The 18,281-nt window shown below is 51.6% G+C and carries 19 protein-coding genes; 5 read left to right on the top strand and 14 right to left on the bottom strand.

The genetic code is table 11. From position 1 onward, the window contains the following. Nucleotides 1-133 precede the first annotated feature (133 nt). The gene (locus tag ACO0K9_RS16075; protein ID WP_422986673.1) at nucleotides 134-1,510 is read left to right on the top strand and encodes an ABC transporter ATP-binding protein; all 1,377 of its coding nucleotides are present in this window, start codon (nucleotides 134-136) and stop codon (nucleotides 1,508-1,510) included. A gap of 108 nt (nucleotides 1,511-1,618) precedes the next feature. Beyond that, the gene (locus ACO0K9_RS16080; protein WP_422986675.1) at nucleotides 1,619-2,092 is read left to right on the top strand and encodes a cupin domain-containing protein; all 474 of its coding nucleotides are present in this window, start codon (nucleotides 1,619-1,621) and stop codon (nucleotides 2,090-2,092) included. 66 nt (nucleotides 2,093-2,158) lie between these two features. Here the strand turns inward: ACO0K9_RS16080 and ACO0K9_RS16085 are convergent, their stop codons facing one another. Next, complete coding sequence (locus ACO0K9_RS16085; RefSeq protein ID WP_422986677.1) at nucleotides 2,159-3,160, bottom strand: NAD(P)/FAD-dependent oxidoreductase; 1,002 nt, start codon at nucleotides 3,158-3,160, stop codon at nucleotides 2,159-2,161. Between the two features lie 85 nt (nucleotides 3,161-3,245). Continuing rightward, the gene (locus ACO0K9_RS16090) at nucleotides 3,246-3,695 is read right to left on the bottom strand and encodes a CBS domain-containing protein (RefSeq protein WP_110253649.1); all 450 of its coding nucleotides are present in this window, start codon (nucleotides 3,693-3,695) and stop codon (nucleotides 3,246-3,248) included. A gap of 163 nt (nucleotides 3,696-3,858) precedes the next feature. On the opposite strand from ACO0K9_RS16090, the gene ACO0K9_RS16095 reads away from it, so the two are divergent. The 3 genes from ACO0K9_RS16095 to ACO0K9_RS16105 all read left to right on the top strand — a co-directional run bounded on the left by ACO0K9_RS16095 (nucleotide 3,859) and on the right by ACO0K9_RS16105 (nucleotide 6,319). Next, nucleotides 3,859-5,169: an O-acetylhomoserine aminocarboxypropyltransferase gene (locus ACO0K9_RS16095; protein ID WP_422986679.1), complete on the top strand. Its 1,311-nt coding sequence runs from the start codon at nucleotides 3,859-3,861 to the stop codon at nucleotides 5,167-5,169. A gap of 1 nt (nucleotide 5,170) precedes the next feature. Continuing rightward, complete coding sequence (locus tag ACO0K9_RS16100) at nucleotides 5,171-5,977, top strand: alpha/beta fold hydrolase (RefSeq protein ID WP_422986681.1); 807 nt, start codon at nucleotides 5,171-5,173, stop codon at nucleotides 5,975-5,977. A gap of 69 nt (nucleotides 5,978-6,046) precedes the next feature. After that, on the top strand, nucleotides 6,047-6,319 hold the full coding sequence (locus ACO0K9_RS16105) for a hypothetical protein (protein WP_422986683.1): 273 nt from the start codon (nucleotides 6,047-6,049) through the stop codon (nucleotides 6,317-6,319). 25 nt (nucleotides 6,320-6,344) lie between these two features. Here the strand turns inward: ACO0K9_RS16105 and ACO0K9_RS16110 are convergent, their stop codons facing one another. From ACO0K9_RS16110 to ACO0K9_RS16165, 12 genes are all read right to left on the bottom strand, one after another. Continuing rightward, on the bottom strand, nucleotides 6,345-7,415 hold the full coding sequence (locus tag ACO0K9_RS16110) for a sulfotransferase family protein (RefSeq protein ID WP_422986685.1): 1,071 nt from the start codon (nucleotides 7,413-7,415) through the stop codon (nucleotides 6,345-6,347). 77 nt (nucleotides 7,416-7,492) lie between these two features. Further along, on the bottom strand, nucleotides 7,493-8,503 hold the full coding sequence (locus ACO0K9_RS16115; protein ID WP_422986687.1) for a hypothetical protein: 1,011 nt from the start codon (nucleotides 8,501-8,503) through the stop codon (nucleotides 7,493-7,495). Between the two features lie 38 nt (nucleotides 8,504-8,541). Then, nucleotides 8,542-9,237, bottom strand: a complete 696-nt coding sequence (cysC, locus tag ACO0K9_RS16120; RefSeq protein WP_422986689.1) for an adenylyl-sulfate kinase — start codon at nucleotides 9,235-9,237, stop codon at nucleotides 8,542-8,544. Between the two features lie 37 nt (nucleotides 9,238-9,274). Continuing rightward, entirely contained in the window at nucleotides 9,275-11,023 is a 1,749-nt protein-coding gene (locus ACO0K9_RS16125; protein WP_422986691.1) for a methyl-accepting chemotaxis protein, read from the bottom strand. Nucleotides 11,024-11,641: 618 nt separating this feature from the next. Next, the gene (locus ACO0K9_RS16130; RefSeq protein ID WP_422986693.1) at nucleotides 11,642-12,076 is read right to left on the bottom strand and encodes a GNAT family N-acetyltransferase; all 435 of its coding nucleotides are present in this window, start codon (nucleotides 12,074-12,076) and stop codon (nucleotides 11,642-11,644) included. Beyond that, entirely contained in the window at nucleotides 12,073-12,516 is a 444-nt protein-coding gene (locus tag ACO0K9_RS16135; protein ID WP_422986695.1) for an acyl-CoA thioesterase, read from the bottom strand. The genes ACO0K9_RS16130 and ACO0K9_RS16135 overlap by 4 nt, the downstream gene beginning before the upstream one ends. Before the next feature lie 5 nt (nucleotides 12,517-12,521). After that, nucleotides 12,522-13,418, bottom strand: a complete 897-nt coding sequence (locus ACO0K9_RS16140) for an alpha/beta fold hydrolase (protein WP_422986697.1) — start codon at nucleotides 13,416-13,418, stop codon at nucleotides 12,522-12,524. Between the two features lie 70 nt (nucleotides 13,419-13,488). Then, on the bottom strand, nucleotides 13,489-14,388 hold the full coding sequence (locus tag ACO0K9_RS16145) for an SDR family oxidoreductase (protein WP_422986699.1): 900 nt from the start codon (nucleotides 14,386-14,388) through the stop codon (nucleotides 13,489-13,491). Between the two features lie 59 nt (nucleotides 14,389-14,447). Further along, nucleotides 14,448-15,380, bottom strand: coding sequence for a glutathione S-transferase family protein (locus ACO0K9_RS16150; protein ID WP_422986701.1), 933 nt, complete (start codon nucleotides 15,378-15,380; stop codon nucleotides 14,448-14,450). 41 nt (nucleotides 15,381-15,421) lie between these two features. Then, entirely contained in the window at nucleotides 15,422-16,432 is a 1,011-nt protein-coding gene (locus tag ACO0K9_RS16155; protein WP_422986703.1) for an NADP-dependent oxidoreductase, read from the bottom strand. A 7-nt stretch (nucleotides 16,433-16,439) separates the two neighbouring features. Continuing rightward, nucleotides 16,440-17,696, bottom strand: coding sequence for a serine hydrolase domain-containing protein (locus ACO0K9_RS16160; protein WP_422986705.1), 1,257 nt, complete (start codon nucleotides 17,694-17,696; stop codon nucleotides 16,440-16,442). 105 nt (nucleotides 17,697-17,801) lie between these two features. Then, nucleotides 17,802-18,275 (bottom strand): PaaI family thioesterase, encoded by a 474-nt coding sequence (locus ACO0K9_RS16165; protein ID WP_422986707.1) that lies wholly within the window; start codon nucleotides 18,273-18,275, stop codon nucleotides 17,802-17,804. Between the last annotated feature and the right edge of the window lie 6 nt (nucleotides 18,276-18,281).

Here is an 18,281-nt window from a genome sequence, read left to right on the forward strand (position 1 = left end):
TCTTATCGGTCTCTGTTTTTGAGAAAACTGAGATTTCATGCGCCTTTCAGACCGATGACTACATTTCTGAAACAGCACCCAACGCTAACCAATTGAATTTATTCGACTTTTAACCGGACGCTAGTGGTCCATCTTGAATGAAGACATCAACCAGATGGAACGTTTTCTGAATGGCGGTGCAAATCAGATCATTCAGGTCATCTGTTCATCCATCATGGTCAGCGCCGTATTTTTCACGCTACAACCCTCGCTGGCAGTGATCTCCTTGTTACCAGTACCGGCCATTCTCATTGGTGCCTTCTGGTTTCAAAAACGCCTGGCTCCACGTTATTCAGAAGTACGCGAAGCTGCCGGCGACGTCAGTGCCAGGTTGAATAATAATTTGCTGGGTCTGGCCACCATCAAGGCCTTCGCCACCGAGAGTTTTGAAAAAAACCATATCGCCGAAGCCAGTGATGCCTACAGGCAGGCAAATACGCGCGCCATTGCCATCAGTTCGGCAATCACACCCGTCATCCGCATGGCGATCCTGGCTGGCTTCACCGCCACCCTGGTGTACGGTGGTTGGCTGACCTTGCAGGGCGAACTGGCGGTCGGTGCCTATTCTGTATTGGTCTACCTGACTCAGCGCCTGTTGTGGCCAATGACGGGGCTGGCAGAGGTCGCCGACATGTATCAACGCTCGATGTCCGCAATTGACCGGGCCATGGGCCTGCTGGACACCAAAATCAATATCACTTATGAAGGCAAGCATGTAGCACCGGACCAGGTCAAAGGGGAATTGCGTTTTGATGCAGTTGAATTTGCCTATGGCGAACAAAAAACCCTGCAACAAATCAACCTGCACATCCCTGCCGGTAAAACCATCGCCTTTGTCGGCTCCACCGGTTCGGGCAAATCCACGCTGGTCAAACTGCTGCTGCGCTTTTATTCTCCCACATCCGGTCGCATTACCCTGGACGGGAATGAAATCAGCGAATTGAATTTGCAGGATTTACGCCGTGCTATCGGCTATGTGGCCCAAGACAGCTTCCTGACGGATGGCACCATAGCCGACAATATTGCCTATGGCGTGCAAGGTGCCAGCGATGCCGCCATTGCCGAAGCCGCACAAGCCGCCGAAGCCACGGAATTCATTTCCCGATTGCCACTGGGTTTTGCCACCCGCATCGGTGAACGCGGGCAAAAATTATCTGGCGGCCAACGCCAGCGTCTGGCACTGGCCAGGGCTATCCTGAAAAATCCGCCCATCCTGATCCTGGATGAAGCCACCAGTGCCGTCGACAATGAAACCGAAGCCGCCATTCAGCGCAGTCTGGATGTAGTCAGCCGCAACCGCAGCACCATCATGATTGCCCACCGCCTGTCCACCGTACGCCAGGCCGATTGCATCCATTTGCTGGAAGCAGGCAAAATAGTGGAAAGCGGCACCCATGAAGAATTGTTAAGCCTCGGTGGTGGCTATGCCGCCCTTTGGCGCTTGCAGACTGGCGAGCGAAGCCATACCTGATCCATGCAGGCATACTGGCATCCAGGCCACACTTCCCCATGATTTGACGATATTTTTCATCCGATGCCGGAAGATAATGTTACTCTCGCGCCAAGGAGTGACTATCGCATGAAGAAATCTCTTACCATCGGTGTGGCGGCAGGTCTGATGACCTTGCTGGGTATTACCTCATACCAGGCGATTGCCTATGTGACCCAGGTCGCGCCTGCCAGTAGCATGGCAATCAGCATGCCGGTCAAGGCTTTTGAGGTTGATCCGACCTGGATCAAGGAAGGCAATCCCAACTTCAGGGCGACAGAATTTTTCAAGTCGCATGACGGCAAAACCACTTCCGGCATCTTTGAATGCGATGGCCCTTCGACCTTTGAATGGCATTACCAGCTCGATGAAACCATCTATGTCCTCGACGGCGGGGTGGATATTGAGTATCAGGGCAAACGTTTTTCACTCAAGCCCGGTGAAACGGCTTTTTTTCGTGCAGGCACGACGGCACTGTGGCATGTCCCCAAAAACATACGCAAAACCTGGACCCTGCATGATGCCGGCCAGCCAGCCCGTGGGCTGGCCAAATTGCTAGGCTGATCCGGCATTCATCACATCAAAGACTGGTCGCCACCGAAATGGCGACCCAGGCTCCAGTGCAATCACTTAGCCCTTCCAGGTCACTGCCTTGGCCAGCGCCAGGGCACTCAGGAAAGCATTTTCCACTCTGCCCGCCCCTTCCAGACCTGCAGCAAACCAGTCACCGCAAACACCCAGGCGTTGCTTGTCATTCCACAGGCAATCCACAGCCAGGGTGCTTTCTGCCTGCGCATAGCGCCAGCGATGGGCAACTGCATGGATAGGCTGTATGCGGGAACCGGTCGCTTCATGGAAAGCCTTGGTCAGTTTTTCCTTGACGCGTTCTGCATCATCTTCCAGATGCTCGCGGCTCCAGGCGGGTGTCGCATGGCAGACCCAGCGTTCACCAGCACGATGCAAGGGTTTCGCATCGTCATGAGCAATCCAGCCCAGGCGCGACTGGTTGACCCAGGCACCGTCATATGGCAGATCAAGCGAACTCTGGAAGCCCAGCATAAGCGTCCAGCACGGTGCCAGCCTGGCTTGTCTGGCCTGCTTTGCCATGGCAGGTGCAACCGACAGCAAGACTTCTGCCTGGTCTGCAGGTATGGCCAGGATGACCCCATCGAAAGGGCCAGCCGTAGCAGCAATGGGAACCGTGCTGGATTGCACCGACAACAGCCATTGCTTACCCTGGCTTTCCAGTGCAGTGACCTGTTGCTCGGTACGGATATCCAGCCCGTGAGCAAGCTGTTTGCACAGGGCACTCATGCCCGGCACCGGCACATAACGGGTGCCAGTACGACCAGCCGCCTTGCTGACACCGGCATCGAGCGTCGCCAGCTTGGCGGTCCACGGCACTACCCAGCCAAATTTTTTCCAGTCCAGAATCTCTTTTTTGAAACGGTCCGATGTCGCGGTGAAATATTGCGCGCCATGATCAAAGCCCCCCAGTTCAGTTTGCCTGGTACTCATGCGGCCACTGACGCCCATGCTTTTTTCATACACGGTGACATGATGGCCTTGCGATTGCAATTGCCGCGCAACGGTCAAACCTGATAATCCTGCACCAACAACAGCGATATGCATAGTATTTCCCTTAATTTGAGACAATAAAAAACGCCCGCTTAGCGTGCTTGCGGGCGTCAATTTAAATTTGATCAGGCATCCTTGATCACTGCTCGTTTTCTTCAACCGGCCAATCGCGGATATATGCCTTCAGCATCTTGTTTTCGAAGCTTTGCGCTTCCAGCACGGCTCTCGCCACATCGTAGAATGAAATCACCCCAAGCAGGGTTTTCGCATCCATGACAGGCAGGTAACGCGAGTGTTTTTCCAGCATCATGCGACGCACTTCATTGACTTCGGTTTCTGGGGTCACAGTCAGCGGATGGTCATCCATGTATTTGCGCACGGTACCCGTGCCCAGCGAACCCTGGTTTTTATGAATCGCGCGTATGACCTCGCGAAAGGTCAGTATGCCAACCAGATCGCCGTACTCCATCACGACCAGAGAACCGATATCTTTCTCTTCCATGACACTGACCGCTTCGGTAATAGGGATATCAGGCGTAATCGTGAAAAGTATGTTGCCTTTCACTTGAAGTATCTCTGAGACTTTCATGATGCCCCTCTCTTTGTATTTTTGTGATCGTTATTTGCAATGTATCGCAAGCCTCGCAAAAAATCCAGCACGTAAAATATTTTTCCTGCAGAAAGACGCGGATTTTGCAAGCAAGACAGCAGCGATGGTAGCATTGCTGCCTCACATATGGAGAGCCTCCCCCATGAGCGGACCTAAATACCACGGCTTTGACACCCTATCCCTGCATGCCGGGGCCGCGCCAGACCCGACCACCGGGGCGCGTGCCACACCTATCTATCTTACCTCTTCTTTTGTTTTCAAGGATTCTGATCACGCGGCCTCACTTTTTAATATGGAACGCGCTGGCCACGTGTATTCACGCATATCGAATCCTACCAATGCCGTACTGGAAGAAAGAATTGCTGCACTGGAAGGTGGTGTTGCCGGTATTGCCGTTGCCAGCGGGCAAGCTGCCATGCATCTGGGCCTGTGCACCATTGCCGGTGCCGGTTCCCATGTGGTGGCTTCACGTGCCTTGTATGGCGGCTCGCAAAACCTGCTGGCCTACACCATGAAGCGGTTTGGCATAGAAACCAGCTTTGTTGATCCACGCGACCTGGATGCCTGGCGCGCCGCCATACGCCCGAATACCAAGGTATTATTTGCCGAGACCCTCGGTAACCCGGGTCTCGACGTATTGAATATACCTGCCGTAGCAGCCATTGCGCATGAGAATTATCTGCCCTTGATGGTGGATGCCACGTTCACCACACCGTATTTGCTTAAACCGTTTGAGCATGGTGCCGACCTGGTGTTTCATTCTGCCACCAAATTCCTCTGTGGTCATGGCACTGCTATCGGTGGTCTATTGGTGGATGGCGGTACATTTGACTGGCAGGCTGCCTATGAAAAAACGGGCCGTTTTGCCGAGCTATGCGAGCCCTATGATGGTTTTCATGGCATGGTTTTCTCGGAAGAATCTACCGTTGCAGCATTCTCGTTAAGGGCCAGACGCGAAGGCTTGCGTGATTTTGGTGCCTGTATGAGTCCGCACAATGCCTTCAACATCTTGCAAGGCATCGAAACTTTAGGCTTACGCATGGACAGGCATGTCGCCAACACCCGCAAGATCGTCGAATTCCTGGTGGCGCATCCGGCGGTGGCTTCAGTCTCTTACCCTGAACTGGCATCCCATCCTGACCATGCGCTGGCAAAAACCCTGCTGCCCAAAGGTTGCGGTGCCGTATTTTCATTCAACCTGAAAGCTGATCGCGCTGCGGGCCAGCGTTTTGTCGAAGCGCTGACTATTTTTTCCCATCTCGCCAATGTAGGCGATGCAAAATCGCTTGTCATCCATCCAGCGTCCACCACGCATTTCCGGGTACCGGCAGAACAATTACTTGCATCCGGGATAAATGAAGGCACCATGCGCCTGTCCATAGGGCTGGAAGATGCCGATGACTTGATCGACGACCTGACACGCGGCCTGAAAGCGGCCCAGAAAGGAGCCTGAGATGATTTTCCAGGTAAATGGCCATGCAGCCTATTGCTATACCGGAGGCAAAAACTTCAATCCGGCACAGCCCACCGTCGTATTTATCCACGGTGCCCAGAATGATCATTCAGTCTGGGGTTTGCAAACACGTTATTTCGCCCATCACGGTTTTAATGTGCTCGCAATTGACTTGCCAGGCCATGGACGCAGTAAAGGGGCCGCACTAAGCAGCGTGGAACAGATGGCCGACTGGCTGCTCGCCTTGCTGGATGTGGCAGGTATAGAGCAAGCCACGCTGGTAGGACACAGCATGGGTTCATTGATCGCCCTGGAGGCCTGCTACAAAACGCCAGCGCGTGTCAGCAAGCTGACCCTGGTTGGCACCGCCTACCCCATGCGGGTATCGGATACGCTGTTGAATGCAGCGCGTGACGAAGAACAAACTGCCATTGATATGGTGAATATCTGGTCACACACGTCGATTGCCCACAAGCCATCCTGTCCGGGGCCAGGCTTTTACGTCATGGGTGTCAGCCAGCGTTTGATGCAACGTATCTCGGCCATCAATCCGGCTAAAGTATTCCATACCGACTTTGCTGCCTGTAATGCCTATGCCAATGGTGAAGTGGCGGCACTGTCGGTGCGCTGCCCCACCCTGTTCATCCTCGGTAGAAAAGACATGATGACACCAGTCAAGGCCAGCCTGCTTCTCAGCAAGGCCATCGCCCACAGCCAGCAAACCATCATAGAAAACTGTGGCCATTCGCTGATGGCCGAGCAAGCCGATCAAGTCTTGACGGCGCTGCTCAACTTTGTCAGGTCATGAGGATGGCACTAAAAAGATGGCAATGATGGCGTTGCGCTCAGCGGTGGAAGGATATTCAGCAGCGCCTTGATGCTAATACTGGCAGCCTGCTCCATGATTCCGGAATTTTTCATCCTGCTGGGATATGGCATGCTGGCCAGCACAGCCAGCCATTGGGCAACGCAGGAAAGGTATGCGGTGATGGCAGAAAGAATAGCCGGCACCCTGGTAACAGGGGCCGGCATCATGGTTGCATTAGTAGGACTTACGCAAAACCGCCCCAGCTGCGTTGCGGCGCCTCGCCGTACTAAAGTACTGTCTTCGTCGCCACGCCTTGCTGGGACAATTTTGCGTAAGTCCTAATTACTATAGTTTTAAACCTTCATTGCTATGCATGCATAGGCAGGCGCTGGTTGAGGCCGGCCAGGTAATCCGCCCTGAAACGACGCAGGACATAGTCCTTGTAATTATCATGCTTCAGGGTATCCCAGGCCACTTCCCTGCCCTTGCTGGATTTTTCCTTGGCGGCAGCCAGGACTTCCTGGCTCAATTCCAGATTAGCATCGGTCATCAACTCATATCCATACAATTGCATGAATTCCTTGGTCAGGCTTTCTATGACTTCGATTTCGCGCATGCTCAACTGTTGCTTGAATTTGTCTTTGTTCGCCAAGACCGGCGGGAAACGGTTGGTTTCCCACAAGGCTGACATATGGGATATTTGTTGCGCCTCGGCAGAACGGGTGACATCCAGCATTTCCGGTAAAAATGTAATGTCGAAAAATTTACAAATCGCCCGCAAGACTGTTTCCTGGTTACTTAAAAAGTCTTCATAACGTATCGTCAATACCTGATCTGGGTGACGTTGTATGATCTCGCGTGACAGTTGGTGCGCTTCCAGCCAGGCCATGGCATTCAGGGTGGAATCATAATCATGAATGATGGCCTTGTTCATGGACGCGACCTGGGCCCGCGGGTCCCGCACCACATTCAGGAACAGCATATTCGGGAAAAGTTGCAACAGCTCTTCTGCATAATGCACGCTATCCAGCGATTTATCCATGACGATGCTGGCATGGTGATGCTCACCCGTGCGTAGCAACAGTTCCCACAATATCCTGTGCACGCTACGCTTCTCGGTCTTGATCGATTCAAAGACATCCACCGGATCAAACACCATGCCCTTCCACTTCACCATGCTGGCCGCCTGCAAACCAACCACATCGACCACCAGGCGGAAATAGTTTTCGTCATCGTCCAGATTACCGTAGCGTGGCACCAGAGGCATGAAGTCGACAATATGCAGGGGATAAGGCGAATAAAATTCTTCGCTATTATTCAAGCGCAAACGCAGGGCATGACTGCCACAGCGTCGCAAGGGTATCATCAACACGGGAGTTGGTCGCTTGCTGGTGGTCGCCACTTTTTGTACGCTGGTCACGCTATGTGTTTCTGCCATGATGCTCTCCCCATGCTTAAATATCTGAAAGGCTTGAAAGATCTGAATCTGGAAGTCCGCCTTATCTGCCTGCCAGCCTATGACAGGCTGAACTGCGGCTTTTCCATTTTTTCAAAATAGCCAATAAAAGTTTGTACAAAACTATCTACTTCTGATGCTGGTAAATGATTGATACCACCTGCGCCACGTCGGCCGCCACCGCTGGCAAACGCAGAACAGAATTGATTTGCCGGGCAATTGTCGGCGTCGCCTGAACGCACACTGACGACATAACTGCCATCCGGCTTTGCAGTCAGCACGGCAAAGGATTTTCCACGCTGTTCTTGCGTTAATTGATTGGCCAAAATGCCAGAAACACGCCTGGCCCAGGCTTGCGCTGGCAAGACATAGATGGCTGACAAGTCACTTTGCAAATAGGCTCGCAACCCCTGCATGGACGCCATGTCACTGGCATAGGCATTGCGCAGCACAGGAAATGGCAAGGCATTATTCACAAAATCAAAAGGATCCACATAGCCATGCACGGCCTGGTACAAGGCTTCGGGGTGAAAATGCAAATCATCCACCGATTCACCATAAGCGTTGTAATTGAGCAGCGTGCCAAGTTCTTGCAATTGGCCGCGCTGCAACGCACCCAGCCCAGCCTGGCTGGCAATGGCATGGGCCACTTCGGGCAAATTGTCGCCATAGGCTGCGACGACCGCCCACTTCCCATGTTTGCCGTTCAAATGGCGATTGACCAGTATGCTGCTACAGACATCGGCGGCCATATCGCAATGCAGATGCAAATGTTCATGCTTAAAAGCCTGCGTCGCTGCATGGTGATCGAAATACGTAATATCTGCACCGGCGGCAAGATGCTGGCGCAGTGCCGCGATATTGCTGTCCAGAGAAATATCCAGCACGGTCAGCAAATCGCCTGGTTTTACTGCAAAACGACTCAGCAAATCAATGTCCCGCTTGGCACCGGTAATTAATTTTGCCTGACGCGGCTCTGCCAGCCTGAGTTGATGCAAGGCACAAATGCCATCAGCGTCACCATTGAACACATCATAGGCATGCACTGAATTGTCGGTATCGGCAGACATGGATTTTTCCGCTTTGGCACTATTTGCGTTTATTTGTACTATTTGATATAGCACAGCCCTATCATGTGTGCGTACAGTTTTTCAGCTGCTTCTTCTATCGTGTGCAATTCAGAATTGATTTCCAGGTCAGGATTCAACGGTGCTTCATAGGGTGCAGAGATGCCGGTAAATTCGGGTATCTCACCCCTGCGCGCTTTTGCATACAGGCCTTTGGGGTCACGTCTTTCACAGACTATGCCAGGCGTGCTGACATGCACTTCAATGAAACGCTCTTCACCGATGATTTCTTTCGCCATGGCCCGGTCAGCCTGGAATGGGGAAATAAAAGCAGTAATGACGATCATGCCCGCCTCATTGAGCAGGTGGGCAACCTCTGCCGCCCTGCGGATATTTTCACGCCTGTCATGTGGTGAAAAACCCAGGTCACTGTTGAGGTGATGTCGCAGATTATCGCCATCCACCACAAAGCAGCAATGCCCACGTTCCAGCAAGAGTTTTTCCAGTGCGTATGCCAGCGTTGATTTTCCTGCCCCACTCAAGCCGGTCAGCCACAAGGTGGCTGGACTCTGGTGCAATAACCTCTCACGTGCTATCGACGTAACGGTGCCGTAATGCCAGTTAATGTCTCCTCCACGCGACTGAGGATTGTGCACAAAACGACCAAATTTGCTTCTGCGCTCAACCGGCACATTGTCTGCCGGTGCTTCGTCCAGTGCTGTCGTGCTTGCTTGCATTTTCTGACCTCCGATTCAACAAAGACCTTGTTTACTTTCAGAATTCTTCCCAGTCCTGCGTGTCTGTTTTACGCGCTGCGCTAGTGCTACCCGCAGTAACCCGCTTGATCTGTTTGACAGGCGTTTTATTTTTTTCCAGTGTCGCTTTTTTGATCAATGGTATGACTTTCTTGTCGTCAGCCACAGGTTCACGCCAGCCAGGTTCTGTAAATTTTCCGGAAGCGAGCTGGAAGGTGCTGACCAGCTCTGACAAATCATCTGCCTGATTTTGCAAGGCACTGGCGGCCGCCGCAGCTTCTTCCACCAAGGCAGCATTTTGCTGGGTCACATCATCCATCTGTACGATGGCTTCATTAATCTGTTCTATCCCTGCGGTCTGCTCCTGGCTGGCCATCATGATTTCAGTCATGATGCTGGTCACGCGTTTGATACTGATCACAATTTCTTCCATCGTGACGCCAGCCTGATCAACCAGTTTTGCCCCGATACCCACTTTGGTGACGGAATCATCGATCAGCAGCTTGATTTCCCGTGCTGCCTCGGCCGAGCGTTGTGCCAGGTTACGGACTTCGGTTGCCACCACGGCAAAACCGCGTCCCTGCTCACCTGCGCGTGCGGCTTCCACTGCAGCATTCAGCGCCAGGATATTGGTTTGAAACGCAATGCTGTCAATGACACCGATAATATCGACAATCTTGCGGGAAGATGTATTGATGGAACCCATGGTTTGCACCACCTCGGACACCACAGTACCGCCCTTGACGGCCACATCCGACGCTGATTGCGCCAGCAAATTGGCCTGCCTGGCACTGTCCGCATTTTGTTTGACAGTCGAAGTCAGCTCTTCCATCGAAGAAGCTGTCTCTTCCAGTGAGCCAGCCTGTTGCTCAGTGCGTGAAGACAGATCCATATTGCCGGATGCAATCTGTCTGGATGCCGTTGCTATCGTATCGGTACCAGAACGCACCTGTCCGACAATACCGGCCAGACCACCTTGCATTTCCTGCATGGCATACATGAGGCTCTGCGTGTCTTTTTCGGCCAAACGTATCGGCACAGACAAATCACCCGCTGCGATTCTCTGGGCAATCGTGACAGCATAGTGAGGTTCACCACCCAGTTGCTTCAACAGGCTCCTGACGATGAGCCAGGATGCCAACATGCCGACTAACAGCGCAACGGCACCAAATATATACATGAGTTTTTTTGCACTGGCATAGTCAAGCTCTGCCTGTGTAATCGCTTCTGCATTCTGCTTTTCTTCATCAGAGATAAAGTCATTCAGCAAGTCCCACCATTTTCTTTGTATGGGGCGAAACTCGAAGCGCAGGATCTTGTATGCTTCTTCAGCTTGCTTGTTGACACCTAATTCAGCTACTTTGGTGACGAAAGGTTCAGACAGTTTGGCTTGATCCCGGATGCTTCCCAGCAAAGTGATCTGCGCTGAAGAAGCATTGGGATCTTCATTGATCATCTTGGTCAATTTTTCTTCCGCATCAGCATATTTCTTCGTCTGTGCCTTGATGCGATTGACCTCTATTTGAATTTCGGCAGCGTCCGACAAGAGAATCAGGTTGCGCAACGCCAGGGCGCGCTCGGTCACCGTCAGGTACATCGTCGATGCCAGCTTGGATTGCACATTATTGACGTTGGCAATCTCTTCCAGACGCTCATGCATCTTTGCCATATAGGTGGTTCCCAACAACAAAACCACCAGCAACAAGCCCAATACCAGTCCAAAACCAGTAATGAGTCGGGTCGAGACCTTCGAGTTTTCAATAGTCATGATTTCTCCCAAAAACGTGAGTCAGCTAAAAGTGTGACTGAATCCGGGCAACTGCAAATTAATGCATAAGCTTATATTGCCACATAGATTTTGATGCTACAAGGAAATTATTAAATATTGTGAATTTTTTTATTTCCGTTTAATATCAATTACTTAAATGAATTAACTCTAACTATCATCATCATATTCTTAGTAGCAAAAATCAAATAACCATATTTGTTTAATATATATCAGCTTGTATTGTAGTGTATGTTTTTATAATGTCAATATTGCAATTTATGATTTTTGTTAATTAAACCGTCACTATTTACCGTAAGTACATATTGCAAATTACATACGGAATTTCATGCTGAATTTCATGTGTGTATAAGACCAGTTTAAAAATGACGCGATGACTCCACAATGAAAACCTGGGCGTTTCAGCAATAGATGCAAGGCCGGAGGCAGCTAAATCCAGATGGGAAAATAAGAAATGACGGGAGAGGAGATACCGCAGTGGCAGAAAAATAATCAGTGGAAAAATCCGCTTTGTTCAGCCAGAAGAAGTGACAAGACTTGAAATGACAATGCCGCCCTGCCGTTTTGGCCAGGGCGGCATTGCATCAATACAGCAAGCAATCAGGCAAACAGGTAAACCATGCTGACATGGGGAATGCCAGCTTCTTCAAACAGATCACCATCCCGCACATAGCCTTCCTTCAGATAAAAATTCTCTGCTGACTGTTGTGCATTCAGGCGCACAGATGACTCCCCCCTGGCTTTTGCCTGTTCCATCAGGGCACGTAAAATCTGCGCGCCTATGCCCAGGCCCCTGGCCTCTGCCAGCACTGCCATGCGACCAATATGGGCATCGGGTAAAAGGCGGCCAGTTCCTACTGGCTTGCCACTGCCATCATAGGCAACCGCATGCACGCATTGTGCGTCAGCGGCATCCCATTCCAGTTCAGCGGGAATTTTCTGCTCAATGACAAAGACCGCATAGCGTATGGCCTGGGCATCTTTTTGCAGGCTAGCCCAGTCGGCAATGACCAGGCGCAGGTTTTCAGTATTCATGTTCGGGTATCGGCAGGCGTGTGCGTTTCAAAGGATGAAATTATCGCACGCCATGTATCGGTGACGGCAACTGCCTTGCGTTTTTCGGTATCGGCATACACATATACCAGCTCGCCAGATATCAAATGATGTTCACCCTGATAAATTTCCAGCCTGAATTGTAGTGATGATCGCCCGATACTGGCACAACGCACGCCTATATCCAGTTCATCATCAAACCTGGCCGGTGCCATGTATTCAATAGTGGATTTACGGGCAAACAACTCTTTGCCCCCGGCTGCCTGTACGATCACATTCGGCAAGCCGGTGGCACGCCAGTATTCAGTAAAAGCCACATCGAAATAATTGAGATAATTGCCATTGAAGACGATGGCTTGCATATCAACTTCTGACCAGCGCACCCGCAAGCGATGGAAGAAAGCAAAATCTGCTTTGGCCATAGTTCTTAACTCTGCAAAAATTGACGGATGAGACGGTTGATACGTTCCGGTTGCTCATGGATGACCCAGTGTGAACCTTCAGCAATACGCTGTATCTGGATATCTTCGACAAAATTCTCCAGGCCATCCAGTAAAGTCTTGGGTAGCGCCTTGTCGTTTTCACCCCAGATGACACGGGTGGGTACCTTCACCTGAAAATCAGCCGGGTTCAGATTCAATTGCAGCGGCCCCGGATTTTTTTCCGTCGGCGGATGTAAGGGTGAAGCGCGGTAATAATTGACGCCACCGGTCAAACCACGCGCCCAGCAAGCGTGATACGCAGCCCTGGTATCGGCATCAAACCAGCTTGCCTCACCTTGCCCCATGCCATTGAAGAAACCATCCATAAGCGCAAAATCATCTTTGGCAAGCGCTTCTTCAGAACCAGGGTTGCGCAGCCAGTTCATGTATTCACTCGACGCCTTTTGCGCGGGATCAGTCGCCAGTGCCTGCATGAACAGATACGGATGCGGTGAATTGATGATAATCAGTTTTTCAAACAAGGCAGGCAGGGCAATCGCCATATTCCAGCAAACCGCCCCACCCCAGTCATGCGCGACGACCGTGGCTTGCTGATAACCCAAGTGGGCAATCAGCAAACGCAGGTCATCGACAATATGCCTGGCCTTGTAGGCGGTAACATCAGTAGGCATGTCTGACAAATTAAAACCACGCAAATCCGGTGCCACGGCAAAATGGTCTTGCCCAAATTCGGCTAACTGGGCCGACCATTCGTACCAGAATTCTGGAAAGCCATGCACAAACAGGATCAGCGGCCGACCGCGTTCACCTGCACTGGCAAAATGCAGGCGGGTACCATTGTCCAGTGCGGCAAACTGATTGCTTTGAATCTCGGCTGTCATCGATACTTCTCCCTGATGCTTGTGGGTGGATGCGAACTTGCATCTTGCTTATATTTTTCTTATATTTTGCTTATGCCTTGAGCTTGACCCTGAGCATGTCACGAATATGCGGCGCTGCCTTGTAAGGATCACCCGGGTTACGTTGCAGGACGATGTCTTCCATACGTTCCTGCACATTACCCAGGGCACCTGGATGAGAGAAGATATAGAACTGTTCGTCAGCAATCGCCTTGAAGGTGTTTTCAGCCACTTCTTGCGCCGTCACCTTGCCGGAAGTCACAGCCTTGTCCGACATCGCTTGCGCTGCCCTTTGGCTGGCAGTGGGCGCAGAACAAGGCACATCTTCCGGACGGTTTCTGTGCGACTGCGAAATACCGGTAGGTACGAAATACGGGCACAGCACAGAAGCACCTATCGGTGCTTCCACCAGTTTCAAATCCTGGTACAGGGATTCAGACAAAGACACGACCGCATGTTTGGAGACGTTATACACACCCATGGTCGGCGCATTCAACATACCGGCCATCGACGCTGTATTGACGATATGCCCTTCAAATTGCGGGTCTTTCCTGGCGCATTCCAGCATCAGGTTGGTGAAGATGCGCACGCCATGAATGACACCCCAAAGATTGACACCCAATACCCATTCCCAGTCAGCCTGGGTGTTTTCCCAAACCAGGCCACCAGAGCCGACGCCTGCATTATTGAATACCAGATGCACGGCGCCAAATTTTTCCATCGTCGCATCGGCCAATGCCTGTACTTCCTCGGCATGACGTACATCGCAACGCATGGCCAGAACCTGCGCGCCTTGCGCTTCCAGTTCAGCCTTGGTTTTATCCAGGGCATCCTGCTGCACATCAGCCAGCACCAGTTTCATGCCCAGGCGCGCACCGATGATCGCAAATTCCCGGCCAAAACCGCTGGCACCACCAGTGATCACGGCTACTCTATCTTTAAATACTTTCATGTTGTCTCCTGTAATTGGCTTATTTAATGATTTTTAATTTTTTGTGTACTTTTCTGAATTTATTTTGCGCGTTTCATCTGGAACCCCAGGCGTGGAAAATGCACTACCACGTTTCCCGCACGCACATCGTCACGACGCACGGCTAATTCATTGTCACTGGCAATCACCAACTCACCCACGACCGGGTCCAGCGCATAGTCAGTCGGCATGATGACGACCTGCTCACCCAAAGGTATGCCGTGGCTGTCAACAAAATTGCGTCCGTCTATATCAAAGCCTTGCGCGTTCCTCGCAATGTCCAGTGCGTCTGCACTACTCAAAGTTTCTGACTGGTGGTGTCCAAAAGCGGCCACCAGGCCCATCCATTTCAACAGTTTTGGATAAGCATCAAAGACAGGATTGATTGCTGGTGCAATGCGTATCAGCCACAACGCCTGGTAGACAGAAAAGTCCGCAATGCTGGCTTGCGCCCCCAATAGAAATGGCGCATCACCACTGAGCATGTTTTCCAGACGTCTTAAATACTCACTGAGCTGCCCTTTCGCTTCCCCCAGACTGGTACGTGGCATATTGCCGCGCATGGCGGTGCGGTCAGCACTGAAGGCCTGCATTTCTTCAGCACTGATATTGCCCAATATAGAGGGCATGGCCGCCGGCTGAAATGCGTAAACAATTGCCGTCCAGAACAGAGTACTGTCAGCCCACTGCGCCAGGTTGCGCGCAATGCCGTTGATGGCTGCGGGATACAGCGCGGGTGCAGGTGCGCGCTTATCCAGCACCTCGGCAATCAGGGATGTGTCGCAATAAATATCCGCACCTATTTGCAGCAGGGGTGTACGCCGGTAACCACCGGTCAATGCCGTTACATCCGGCTTGGGCATGATGATGGGTACCATGACCGATTTCCAGTTCAATTGTTTAAAGCCGAAAATCAAACGGATTTTTTCTGAAAACGGGGAAATTGCAAAATTGTGAAGGATCATATCGGTCATGGATTCTCTCTGCGCTCGCTAGTAGGTTTACATCAGTTAAATCAAATTAATTTCACCAATTGCTTGCCGAAATTCTTGCCTTTCAACAAACCAATAAATGCCTCAGGTGCAGCGGCAATTCCTTCAGCGACCGATTCACGGAATTTCAACTTACCCGTCGCTACCAGGCCACCCAGTTCTTTCAAACCTTGCGGCCACAAATCCATATGCTCGGAAACGATGAAGCCACGCATGGTCAAACGCATGGTAAGGAATACGCGGGCGTTCTTGATACTCATCTGTTCACCGTTATAACCGGCAATCAAACCGCACAAGGCGATACGACCAAAGGCATTCATGCGCGCCAGGCTGGCATCAAAAATATCGCCGCCGACGTTTTCAAAAACGGCATCAATCCCATCCGGTGTTGCTGCTGCCAGATCAGCTTCCAGATTACCTGCCTTGTAATCGATACAGGCATTAAAACCCAGTTCATTGACGACATACGCACATTTATCCACACCACCAGCAATACCCACCACACGACACCCCATCTGTTTGGCCAACTGACCAACCACGCTGCCCACTGCACCGCTGGCAGCAGACACCACGACGGTTTCACCGGCTTTGGGTTGCATGATCTGGGTCAGGCCATACCACGCGGTCAGGCCAGGCATGCCGACTGAGCCCAGGTAGGCAGATAAAGGGATGTGGGTGGTATCGACTTTACGCAGCAGCAAGCCATCAGACACACCCATTTCTGACCAGCCCAGCATGCCTATGACTTTGTCACCCACGTTGAATTTGGTATTCTTGCTGGCGACCACTTCACCCACGGTGCCACCTATCATGGTTTCACCTATGACTTGCGGCGCAGCATAGCTTTTTGCATCTTCCATGCGTCCGCGCATGTAAGGGTCAAGCGACATGAAGTGATTGCGTACCAGTAGCTCACCATCTTTGAGTTCTGGCACGGGCACGGATTCAAGGCGGAAATTTTCTGGCACAACCTGGCCTTTAGGGCGGGAAGCCAGCACAATACGTTGGTATACAAGTTGAGAATTAGTCGTCATGGTTTACTCATTTCATCAAGTGATTTGCCAAAGCCTGGAAAGCACGATAAGTGACAGGGTCAGTCGCGCCATTCGCAGCAGTGGGATGGGAAGAAAATTTAACGATGACCATTTCGGCCACCGGGTCGATATAAATACGTTGTCCGTGTATGCCACGGGCTTCAAATGTCTGGTGGCTGTTATGCCCTACCCACCACATATTGCGATACGAATAACCGGGCAAGGTGGCATACCCTGCCTTGGCAAATTTGGCCGGGTCGCCACCCTTGCGTATGTCTTCTACCGCCGCTGCCGGAATGATTTGCTGTCCATTGAACTTGCCATTCAAACGCATCATCTCACCAAAGCGTGCCATGTCGCGCAAGGTCAGGTTCAAGCCACCGCCACCCTGTTCGGTACCAACACTATCCACCGCAAAATACGCATCATTTTCCGACCCCAGTTTTTGCCAGATACGTTCAGACAACAGATCAGACAGATTTTGCCCGGTGGCCCGCTTGACTATCCAGGCCAGCACTTCGGCGTTCACGGTCTTGTAGGCAAAGGCCTCGTCATGCTTGCCTTCTTTTTTCAATTTCACCAGGAAATCATAAAAAGTTTTGGGGCCATCATAAGTTGCTGCTGTCGGCAGCAGGCCGCCTGCCCTGGCGTAATCCCAGATTTCAGCTTTGGGGTCGGCATAATTTTCAGAATACTGCACACCTATGGTCATATCCATGACCTGGCGCACCGTCGCATCGCCATACGCAGTCTCTTTGAGTTCGGGGATATATTGTGTGACGGGTGCACTGGGATCCAGCTTGCCCTCTGCAGCCAATGCCACAGCCATGGTGCCGACAAAGGACTTGGTCACCGACATGGCGATATGCGGCAAGTAAGCTCTGCTGATACCAAGATAACGCTCGTAGACGATTTTGCCTTTGTGCAGCACCAAAACACTGTCCGTATAAGTATGTGCCAGCATATACGACCAGCTAACACTGAAACCTTTTTCATCTTGAAACTGTATGGCATCCAGCTCGCGCTCACGCGAAACAAGGGGTAAGACCGAGACAGGGCCCGCCCCATGCCAGACATTGCTGGTTGGCCCCAGTTCACGCCCATGCGAAAACGACCAGCGCGTGCGCGGAAACTGATAATTACTGCCATTGGCGAATTTGATGATTTTGTCCGGCGCAGGCGGGAAGCCCTGCATCCAGCCCAGTTTCTGCGGATCGCTTGCCTCAGCATCAGGCAAGGCAGTTTGTGCCGAAGATATGTTCATGAATGGTCCGCCGAGTAATGCTATGAAAAGAACTGCAAAGCGAGTCTGCTGCATGTTGATCTCCATATATTTTTTATTGGATTTGCAGGTACTACTTTTTAGACTTCAATCACTACCGTACAGCTTTTTCATATTCTCGCCAGATTTAAGGCGTCGCAGATACTTGAATGTGCCCATGGCTTTGGCAATCAGCTTATCGCCGTTCCAGACTTCGCCTTCGCAAAAGCACATGGTGGTGGATTGATGAAAAGCCTTGCCGCGTGCTTCCATGCGGCCACCTGGCACACCGCCAGGCTGCAGGAAGGTGGTCTTCATTTCTACCGTCACCACGCCCTTCAAATCATTGCTGAGGGAACGCCCTGCCATCGCCATGACCACATCCAGCATGGTCATGGTGACGCCGCCATGGGCGATATGCCAGCTATTCATATGGCGTTCACTCAAATCCAGCGCCAGCCGTGCATGACCATTTTCCATCTCCAGGAACTCCACACCCAGGTCATGCAAAAAGGGATTCAATACCGGCGTTGGTTGTGCAATAGAAAGTGCGGGAAGCGCGGGAATTTCAGGAAGCGACATATGTGC

This window comes from Undibacterium sp. Ji50W, from assembly GCF_049340445.1.
In the GTDB taxonomy this organism is placed as follows: Bacteria; Pseudomonadota; Gammaproteobacteria; order Burkholderiales; family Burkholderiaceae_D; genus Undibacterium.

Bases quoted from the DNA above. Each gene is read 5' to 3' on its own strand.
- ACO0K9_RS16080 (WP_422986675.1), top strand. From the start codon at position 1,619: ATGAAGAAATCTCTTACCATCGGTGTGGCGGCAGGTCTGATGACCTTG.
- ACO0K9_RS16085 (WP_422986677.1), bottom strand. From the start codon at position 3,160: ATGCATATCGCTGTTGTTGGTGCAGGATTATCAGGTTTGACCGTTGCG.
- ACO0K9_RS16090 (WP_110253649.1), bottom strand. From the start codon at position 3,695: ATGAAAGTCTCAGAGATACTTCAAGTGAAAGGCAACATACTTTTCACG.
- ACO0K9_RS16095 (WP_422986679.1), top strand. From the start codon at position 3,859: ATGAGCGGACCTAAATACCACGGCTTTGACACCCTATCCCTGCATGCC.
- ACO0K9_RS16100 (WP_422986681.1), top strand. From the start codon at position 5,171: ATGATTTTCCAGGTAAATGGCCATGCAGCCTATTGCTATACCGGAGGC.
- ACO0K9_RS16105 (WP_422986683.1), top strand. From the start codon at position 6,047: ATGCTAATACTGGCAGCCTGCTCCATGATTCCGGAATTTTTCATCCTG.
- ACO0K9_RS16110 (WP_422986685.1), bottom strand. From the start codon at position 7,415: ATGGCAGAAACACATAGCGTGACCAGCGTACAAAAAGTGGCGACCACC.
- ACO0K9_RS16115 (WP_422986687.1), bottom strand. From the start codon at position 8,503: ATGTCTGCCGATACCGACAATTCAGTGCATGCCTATGATGTGTTCAAT.
- cysC (WP_422986689.1), bottom strand. From the start codon at position 9,237: ATGCAAGCAAGCACGACAGCACTGGACGAAGCACCGGCAGACAATGTG.
- ACO0K9_RS16125 (WP_422986691.1), bottom strand. From the start codon at position 11,023: ATGACTATTGAAAACTCGAAGGTCTCGACCCGACTCATTACTGGTTTT.
- ACO0K9_RS16130 (WP_422986693.1), bottom strand. From the start codon at position 12,076: ATGAATACTGAAAACCTGCGCCTGGTCATTGCCGACTGGGCTAGCCTG.
- ACO0K9_RS16135 (WP_422986695.1), bottom strand. From the start codon at position 12,516: ATGGCCAAAGCAGATTTTGCTTTCTTCCATCGCTTGCGGGTGCGCTGG.
- ACO0K9_RS16140 (WP_422986697.1), bottom strand. From the start codon at position 13,418: ATGACAGCCGAGATTCAAAGCAATCAGTTTGCCGCACTGGACAATGGT.
- ACO0K9_RS16145 (WP_422986699.1), bottom strand. From the start codon at position 14,388: ATGAAAGTATTTAAAGATAGAGTAGCCGTGATCACTGGTGGTGCCAGC.
- ACO0K9_RS16150 (WP_422986701.1), bottom strand. From the start codon at position 15,380: ATGACCGATATGATCCTTCACAATTTTGCAATTTCCCCGTTTTCAGAA.
- ACO0K9_RS16155 (WP_422986703.1), bottom strand. From the start codon at position 16,432: ATGACGACTAATTCTCAACTTGTATACCAACGTATTGTGCTGGCTTCC.
- ACO0K9_RS16160 (WP_422986705.1), bottom strand. From the start codon at position 17,696: ATGAACATATCTTCGGCACAAACTGCCTTGCCTGATGCTGAGGCAAGC.
- ACO0K9_RS16165 (WP_422986707.1), bottom strand. From the start codon at position 18,275: ATGTCGCTTCCTGAAATTCCCGCGCTTCCCGCACTTTCTATTGCACAA.